This is a genomic window from Microbacterium resistens NBRC 103078 (assembly GCF_001552355.1).
GTDB lineage: Bacteria > Actinomycetota > Actinomycetes > Actinomycetales > Microbacteriaceae > Microbacterium > Microbacterium resistens.
In genome coordinates this window covers 22064-29319 of the sequence record NZ_BCRA01000018.1, presented here as the reverse complement: position 1 = coordinate 29319, position 7256 = coordinate 22064, and the positions used below count along the sequence as shown (strand labels likewise).

The window sequence follows — 7256 nt, the reverse complement described above, 5'->3', positions numbered from 1 at the left end:
CGGGCCGCTGCGGGAGCTGCCCACGCAGGGCCTGGTCGACGCCTCGCTGACCGCCACCCTCGCCGCCGCGGGCCTGCGGGCGGCGCACGGCGAGCAGCAGGTCGGCGTCGAGCCCCTCGACGCCGCGGATGCCGCGGTGCTGCGCCGCGGCGAGGGGACGCCGTTCCTCCGCTCGATGCGCACCTCGTACACCCGCGCCGGCGACGTCGTGGAGCACGTCGTCTCGTTCCTCGACCCCGCCCACTTCCGCCTGCACATCACCTTCGGAGAATCCGCATGACCCGCGCCCGCAACACCCTCGTCGGACTGGCCGCGGGGGACGCCCTCGGAATGCCCACGCAGAGCATGAGCCGCACCGACATCGCGCTCCGTTACGGTCCGATCGACCGGTTGCGCGACGCCGTGGCGGACCAGCCGATCGCCCCCGGGATGCCCGCGGGCTCGATCACCGACGACACCGAGCAGGCGTTCCTGCTCGCCGACCTGCTGATCGCGGACGACGGGCGGATCGACCCTCTCGCCCTGGCCAGGGCGCTGCAGGCATGGGAGGACGACATGCGTGCCCGCGGGTCGCTCGACCTCCTCGGTCCCTCCACGAAGGCCGCGCTCGACGCCCTGGCGGCCGGGGTCTCGCCCGAGGAGAGCGGCCGTCACGGAACGACGAACGGTGCGGCCATGCGGATCGCGCCGGTCGGGATCGCAGTCCCGGCATCGGACGAGAAGGCGCTCCTGGACGCCGTGGTCACGGCGAGCCGCCCGACCCACAACACGGGGCTGGCGCTGTCCGCCGCGGCGGTCGTCGCCGGGACGGTCAGCGCGGGCATCGACGGCGCCGCGCTGCCCGACGCCCTGGAGTTCGGGCTGCGCCTCGCGGACCGCGCCGAACGTCTCGGGCACTGGGCCGCCGGGGCGTCCGTCCCCGCCAAGGCGCGCTGGGCGCTGGCCCAGTCGGCAGGGCTCGACGCGACCGCTACCGCCGACTTCGTCGTCGACGTCATCGGCACCTCGGTGAGCAGTCAGGAGTCGGTCGTGGCCGCGATCGTCCTCGCCCGCCGCCACGAGGAGGACCCGTTCACCGCCCTCTGCACGGCGGCGACGCTCGGCGGGGACACCGACACGGTCGCCGCGATCGCGGGTGCGCTGCTCGGCGCGACCTCGGACGCCGAGCCGGCCCCCGGGGACGTGATCGCCCGGATCGCCGCCGTCTCCGCGCCGGCGTTCGACACCACCGCCGATGCCCTCCTCGCCCTCCGCGACCGGCACCTCGCCCGCTGACCCGGATCTCGCCCCACCCCGTCGCACCGACCACCTTTCCGAATGCAAAGGAGCATCCCCATGCCCGCACAGACCTCCGCCGCGACCCGCACCTCGACCGGGGCGCTGTCCTCGCTCGAGCAGCGGGGCATCGAACCCGTCCCCGTCGAGGAACGGACAGGCCACCCGCTGCAGCTGTTCTGGGTGTGGTTCGCCGCGAACATCTCGATCCTCGGGATCCCGCTGGGCGCGACCCTCGTGGCCCTCGGCCTGAACCTCTGGCAGGCGATCGCCGTCGCGGCCGTCGGCGCCTTCGGATCGTTCGCTCTCGTCGGGCTCATCTCCATCGCGGGACGACGGGGCGGAGCGCCCAGCCTCACGCTGAGCCGTGCGGTCTTCGGCGTGCGCGGCAACGCCCTCCCGACCCTGGTCTCGCTCCTGTCCCGGCTCGGCTGGGAGACGGTCAACACGACGACCGCCGCGTTCGCCCTGCTCTCCCTGTCCGCCCTGCTCTTCGGCACGGCCTCCGATGCGCACGAGGTCCCCGCGCTCGCGATCGTCTGCATCCTCGTCTTCGTGGCGCTGACCGTCGCGGTCTCCGGCATGGGCCACGCGTTCCTCGTGACCGTGCAGAAGTACGCCACGTGGATCTTCGGGGCTCTCAACGTGTTCGTCGCGATCTTCCTCGTCGCCACGGTGGACTGGGCCGCCGTCGGCGCCGCCCCCGCCGGCCCCGTCGCGGCCATGGTCGTCGGCGTCGGGATCATCGCGGGCGGCACCGGGATCGGGTGGGCGAACGCCGGGGCGGACATGTCGCGGTACCAGTCCCCCGGCGTCCGCGCCGGACAGCTCGTCGCCTCCGCGGCCGCCGGAGCGGGGATCCCCCTGGTGCTGCTCATCGGGCTCGGCAGCCTGCTGTCCGCCGGGGACCCGTCGTTGGCCTCCGCGGGCGACCCGGTCGCCGCGATCCGCGCGATCCTCCCCGAGTGGGTCGCGATCCCCTACCTGATCGCCGCGTTCGGCGGGCTCCTGCTCTCGAACCACCTCTCGGTCTACTCGGCGGGACTCACCACGCTCACCCTGGGAGTGCGGATCAAGCGGGTCTACGCGGTGATCGTGGACGTCGTGGTCACCACGGCCGGGTCGATCTACTTCATGCTGTTCGCGTCGAGCTTCTACGGCCCGTTCATCACGTTCATCTCCCTGTTGTCGGTGCCGATCACGGCCTGGGTGGCCGTGTTCCTGGTGGACCTCGCGCGACGCTCGTCGTACGACCCCGAGGGGCTGATGGATCTGGGCCGTTCCTCCTCGTACTGGTACCGCGGCGGCGTCGAGTGGCGCGCGCTGGGGTCCTGGGCGGTCGGGCTCGTCGTCGGATACCTCTTCACCCGGGCCCAGGTGTCCGCCGACGAGGTGTGGTTCACCGGACCGCTCTACGACACGTGGATCGGCCAGAACGGCCTCGGCTGGGTCGTCGCCTTCGTGCTGGCGGGTCTGCTCTACCTCGCCCTCGGCGGCGCGCGCGGCGCCGGGTCGCGGTCCGGCCGAACGGATGCGGCGTGACGGGCCGGGTCATCCACACCGGCCAGGCGATCGTCGACCTGGTGCTGACCGTCCCGGCGCTCCCGTCGGCCGGCGGCGACGTCTTCGCCACCTCGCACGAGATCACCGCGGGCGGAGGCTTCAACGTGATGGCCGCGGCGCGCAGGGACGGCGCGGCGGTCGTGTACCCGGGCGGGCACGGCACCGGTCGTTTCGGGGACATCGTGCGTGAGGCGATGTCCGCGGAGGGCGTCGAGGTGACGCAGGAGGCGACGACCGATCTCGACACCGGCTTCAGCGTCGCGATCGTCGACGACGACGCCGAGCGGACCTTCGTGTCGACGCTCGGCGCCGAAGGACGGCTCTCGCGAGCGGATCTCGACGCCGTCGCCACGACGGGAGCGGACGTCGTCTACCTCAGCGGCTACTCCCTCTTCCATGAGGGCAACGGACGGGTCCTCCTCGAGTGGCTCCCGACCCTGCCCGAGGACACGTCCGTCGTCGTGGACCCGTCTCCGCTCGTGGGCGAGATCCCCGAGGAGCGCCTCCGCGCCGTCGCCGCCCGCGCGAACATCTGGACCGCCAACGAGTCCGAGGCTCGCACGCTCGCCGCCCGCCTCGGTCCGCCGGTGCCCTCGCCGACGGTCCCCGAGCTCGCCGACGCGCTGGCCCGACGGCTGGACGCGACGGTGATCGTCCGCGCGAACCGCGACGGCGCGGTCGTCGCAGGGGTCGGCCGGGAGCCGCTGCGCGTCCCGCCGCACCCGGTGGAGGCGATCGACACGAACGGGGCGGGCGACGCCCACACCGGCGTGCTCTGCGCGGGTCTCGCCACCGGTCGCGGACTGGAGGAGGCCGTGCGACGCGCGAACGTGGCGGCGGCCGTCGCGGTCACCCGGCGAGGCCCGGCCACCTCGCCGACGAGCGCGGAGATCGACGCCCTCCTCTGACCGCCCCCTCCCGACTCCCCTCCTCCTTCTTCTGCCCGCCCCCTTCCGATTCCCGGCGTGGTCCCGCCGAACTGCACGCGAAACCCCCTCTCCCCGCCGATACCCCCTCGGAAACACGTATCTCCGAGGGGGTCTCGGCGGCAGGAGGGGGTTTCGGCGGCACTGGAGGACGAGGAGGGGGACGGAGGAGGACGGAGGAGGACGGAGGAGGACGAGGAGAGGGACGAGGGGGACGGACGGGCGTCAGCGCGGGTCCAGCCCCGCGAGGAACTCCGCGGCCGCGGGCGGCGGGCCGAACGGACCCCAGATCACGTGCTCCGTGCGCACGGGCGCGTGGTCGACGGGGATCGCGACGAGATCCGGCATCTGGGTGGCGAACGTCGAGGCGAGGAGCGCGACGCCCAGACCGGCGCGCACGAGGCGCTGCATGAGCAACATGTCCGCCGTCTCGTATGCGACCTCGTGCCGGAGGCCGGCGGCCGCGAAGGCGAGGTCCGTCTGTCGCCGTCCGGTCGTCCCCGCGGGGAAGTCGATGAGCGGCTCCTCGGCGAGCCGTTCCAGGCTCAGGCGTCGACGGGATGCGAGGCGGTGATCCGGCGCCACGAACGCGCGATGGCGGTCTCGCGCGAGCCGGCGCCCGCCCACTCCCGAGAGCGGGAACCCGTCGGGCAGCCCGAGGAACGCGAGATCCAGCGCCCCGTCGGCCACCTGGCGGATGAGGTCGTCACTGTTGCCCGCGGCCAGCCGCACCGCGACCTGCGGATGCCGCTCGCGGAAGGCCTGCAGCGCCGACGGGACGTCCACGGCCGCGACGGTCGGGATGACACCGATCCTCAGGGGCCCACGGATCTCCCCCTCCGCGGCGACGGCCTCCGCCGCCGCGCGGTCCGCGGCCTCCAAGCACTGCCGCGCGACCGGGAGGAAGGCCTCGCCCGCCGGGCTCAGCCGCACGCGCCGGCTCGTCCGGTGGAACAGGCGGACGCCGAGTTCCTCCTCCAGTCGGGCGATCTGATGGCTCAGCGCCGACTGCACGACGAAGCACGCCTGGGCGGCGCGGGTGAAGCTGGCGTGCTCGGCGACCGCGAGGACGTACCGCATCTGCTGGAGTTCCACGGATCAATCGTGAATCACGATCAATAAGATGACAAGCATGCGTTGGACTCATGAATCCATCGCGCGGAGACTGACGTCATGACCACGACAGACCTCGCCGCGACGGCGCCGCGCGCCACCGGACTCCGCGGAACCGCCGGCCTCACCGCCCTGACCGCGGCCGCCCCGGTCGTCTGGGGGACCACCTACCTCGTCACCACCGAGTTCCTGCCGCCCGGGCACCCCCTCTTCGCAGGCCTTCTGCGCGCCCTGCCCGCAGGTCTGATCCTCCTCCTCGTGTTCCGCCGGCTCCCCCACGGCGTGTGGTGGTGGCGCTCGCTCGTCCTCGGCGCCCTCAACATCGGCTTCTTCTTCCCTCTGCTGTTCGCCTCCGCCGAGCGCCTGCCCGGCGGAGTGGCCGCGACGGTCGGCGCGATCCAGCCGCTCCTCGTCCTCGCGCTCGCCCTGCCGCTGCTGGGCGAACGCCCCACCGTCGCCAAGGTCGTCTGGGCGCTGCTCGGCGTCTCCGGCGTGGCCCTCGTCGTGCTCGGACCCGGCGCACAGGTCGACGTCGCGGGGCTGCTCGCCGGCGCCGCGGGGGCGCTGTCGATGGCCGTCGGCGTCGTGCTGACCCGCCGCTGGGGTCGCCCCGAGGGCGTGAGCTCACCCGTGCTGGTGAGCTGGCTCCTCACCGCCGGCGGACTGGTCCTGGTCCCTCTCACGGTCGCCCTGGAAGGCCCGCCCCCGGCGATCGACGCGGCCGCGGCCGGCGGATACGCGTGGCTGGGGCTGGTCGGAGGCCTCGCGGCGTACCTGCTGTGGTTCCGCGGGGTCGGCGCGCTCCCCGTGACCTCGACGGCGCTGCTGGGGCTTCTCTCCCCGATCGTTGCGGCCGCGCTCGGATGGATCGTGCTCGGCCAGGACCTTCGCCCTCTGCAGCTGCTCGGCTTCGCCCTCGCTCTCGCCGCGATCCTCGGCGGACAGCTCGCCGGCTCCCGTCGCGCTCTCCCCCGGGGCCGACGACGCGCGACGGAACCGTCGATCCGCTAGACCCGGACGGTCGCCCCCAGCACCACGCCGACCACCGAGACCGCCGCCGCCACGCCGAACAGGAGCACGAAGGCGCTGGGAACGGCGCCGCCCGCCACGATGAGCATCGTGATCGGCGTTCCGAAGGCGGAGCCGACGGTCCGCAGCACGCCGTTCACGCCGACGGCCGCGGCGATCTCGTTCCGCGGGACGAGCCGCGAGACCAGATCCGCGGCCAGCGCGAAGCCGATACCGTTGCCGAGCCCGACGAGCGCGAACAGCGAGACGATCGCGGGCAGGGAGGCGGGAAGGATCATGGCACCCGCGCTTCCGAGCCCCATGGCCAGCATCGCGAGCACGGCGACCGCGGCGGGACGGATCCGCGCGAGGAGCCAGGGAGCCAGCCGGCCGCCGAGGAACACGAGGACGGCGCCGGGGAGCATCGCGAATCCGGTCTGGGCGACGTCCATCCCGAAGCCGGCGGGATGAGCAGCCTGGAACAGGACCGGCAGGCCGACGTAGAACAGGTAGGGGATGAAGCCCAGCAGCAGCGTCAGCAGGTTCACCGACGCCAGCGCGGGGCGTGAGAGCACGCGGACGTCCACGAGCGGACGGGACACCCGCTTCTCCACCGCCCAGAGGCTGACCAGACAGACCGCTGCGCACCCGGCGAGCGCGAGGACGGCCGGGCTGCCCCATCCCCGTGTCGGCCCCTGCGCGACGGCCAGGAGGAGGGCGACCAGTCCCCCCGCGAGCAGCGCGGCGCCCGCCGCGTCCAGCGAGCCGGACGGCTCCGCGCGCACCGCATGCGGGACCAGCGTCGCCAGGAGGACGATGCTCAGCACGCCCAGCAGCGCTCCGACGGCGAAGAGCCACGGCCAGCTCAGCGCCTCGGCGACGAACCCGCCGATCACCAGTGCGGCGCCGGCACCCAGGCCCAGCGTCCCGCTGAGCCAGCCCACGGCGGCCGGCTGCTCATCGGCGGCGACGTGGCGCCGCACGATCGCCAGAGCGAGCGGGAACGAGGCGGTGGAGGCTCCCTGCAGCACCCGGCCGAGCAGGAACAGCGGATAGACGGGCGCCACGACGCACAGGACGCTTCCGGCGACGAAGAGGCCCATGGCGGCCAGGAGCACCCGCCGGTGTCCGAAGCGGTCGCCGAGGGCCCCGAGCACGGGCGCGGCGATCGCACCGCTGACGAGGTAGGACGTGAGCACCCACCCGCCCCCGGCCGCGTCCAGGCGGAGTCCGTCGACGAGAGACGGCAGGGCGGGGACGAGCAGCGTCTGCATGAGCGAGTACGAAAGGACCGCGCACAACAGCGCGGGGAGCAGTCCGCGGCTCGTGCGGGACGCGGACGGGATGACGGGGACGGGAGCGGTCATGGCC

Annotated in this window: 7 protein-coding genes; 5 read left to right on the top strand and 2 right to left on the bottom strand. The window is 73.7% G+C overall.

The features are described from left to right. From MR1_RS04255 to MR1_RS04240, 4 genes are all read left to right on the top strand, one after another. The coding region (locus MR1_RS04255) for a UTRA domain-containing protein (RefSeq protein WP_157517892.1) at positions 1–280 on the top strand (280 nt) is incomplete at its 5' end. Next, positions 277–1275: an ADP-ribosylglycohydrolase family protein gene (locus MR1_RS04250; RefSeq protein ID WP_067243439.1), complete on the top strand. Its 999-nt coding sequence runs from the start codon at positions 277–279 to the stop codon at positions 1273–1275. The genes MR1_RS04255 and MR1_RS04250, both read left to right, overlap by 4 nt. 60 nt (positions 1276–1335) lie before the next feature. After that, positions 1336–2817 (top strand): purine-cytosine permease family protein, encoded by a 1482-nt coding sequence (locus tag MR1_RS04245; RefSeq protein ID WP_067243438.1) that lies wholly within the window; start codon positions 1336–1338, stop codon positions 2815–2817. Then, complete coding sequence (locus MR1_RS04240) at positions 2814–3746, top strand: PfkB family carbohydrate kinase (protein ID WP_067243437.1); 933 nt, start codon at positions 2814–2816, stop codon at positions 3744–3746. Before MR1_RS04245 ends, MR1_RS04240 begins: the two co-directional genes overlap by 4 nt. 243 nt (positions 3747–3989) lie before the next feature. On the opposite strand, the gene MR1_RS04235 is transcribed toward MR1_RS04240, so the two are convergent. After that, positions 3990–4859 (bottom strand): LysR family transcriptional regulator, encoded by an 870-nt coding sequence (locus MR1_RS04235; RefSeq protein WP_067243436.1) that lies wholly within the window; start codon positions 4857–4859, stop codon positions 3990–3992. Between the two features lie 78 nt (positions 4860–4937). Between MR1_RS04235 and MR1_RS04230 the strand changes: the two genes are divergently transcribed. Next, the gene (locus MR1_RS04230) at positions 4938–5888 is read left to right on the top strand and encodes an EamA family transporter (protein ID WP_067243435.1); all 951 of its coding nucleotides are present in this window, start codon (positions 4938–4940) and stop codon (positions 5886–5888) included. On the opposite strand, the gene MR1_RS04225 is transcribed toward MR1_RS04230, so the two are convergent. Further along, the gene (locus MR1_RS04225) at positions 5885–7252 is read right to left on the bottom strand and encodes an MFS transporter (RefSeq protein ID WP_067243434.1); all 1368 of its coding nucleotides are present in this window, start codon (positions 7250–7252) and stop codon (positions 5885–5887) included. The genes MR1_RS04230 and MR1_RS04225 overlap by 4 nt on opposite strands. Between the last annotated feature and the right edge of the window lie 4 nt (positions 7253–7256).